Below are 926 nucleotides of genomic sequence, written 5' to 3'. Positions count from 1 at the left end.
TGGCATGCCCTCCGCCGTGAGAAAACACCGGCGAGGCAAAACTCAAGGCCATCATCGTCATCAAGGTTTTCATCCATCTCATAACATTTTCCTCATAAAAACAGATCAAATTTATTAATGTACATGGGCTTCGCCGTCACCATGGGCGTGAGGATTAGAGGCACTGTTTGGCAACTCCTCCGGCTCACGACCCTCTGTTTCAACCTCACCGTTAACACTATCCTCTGCATCCAAATCAAAGCGCTTCTCGTACCCGGACAGCGGAGAATTAGCAACCCCCATGTCTTCATGAGTATGCTGGTGATCATCCTTGTTCAGCGGAAATTCATCAGGATTGCTTGAGTGTAGATATCCATGCAGCTGCATCAACAGCAACAGCAACCCCAACACCATCAGCAGCCCATTGGTCGCTTGACTGAAGCGTTTGAACGATGCCATGCGGCGCCAACCAGACAATAAAAACAACATGATGGCCAGCGCAGCAATCTGCCCCAACTCTACGCCAACATTGAAAGCCAGGATGCGAAAAACCAAACCATCTTCTGCCAGAGGTAATTGCTGCAATCGCGTCGACAGTCCAAACCCGTGAATAAGACCGAAAGCGAAAACCATCCACATTAAGTTTGGTGACTTCATCTTCAGATAAGTCTTGAAACCGCCAAGGTTATCAAACGCCTTATAGCAGACAGTCAGAGCGATAACCGCATCCACTAAGTAGTAATTCGCCTGAATACTATAGAGGGTGGCAAACACCAGAGTAATCGAGTGGCCAATGGAAAACGCGGTTATAAAACGAACAATGTCACTGAAGCGGGTCAGAAAGAACACCACGCCGAACAGAAACAGTAAATGGTCATAGCCTGTGACCATGTGCATCGCTCCAAGCTCAATGTACTCCATGAAACCGGCATTGAGCGCCCTCGCCT

General features: G+C 48.4%; 1 protein-coding gene. It reads right to left on the bottom strand.

Features of this window, described 5'->3' with window-relative positions:
• Nucleotides 1-114: 114 nt before the first annotated feature.
• Nucleotides 115-926, bottom strand: an 812-nt coding sequence (locus A3730_RS07560) for a HupE/UreJ family protein (RefSeq protein ID WP_063537827.1), incomplete at its 5' end; no start/stop codon positions are given.

This window comes from Alcanivorax sp. HI0044 (genome assembly GCF_001634945.1).
Note: the sequence above shows the minus strand (reverse complement) of the source record. Positions and strands in the feature narration are given on the sequence as shown.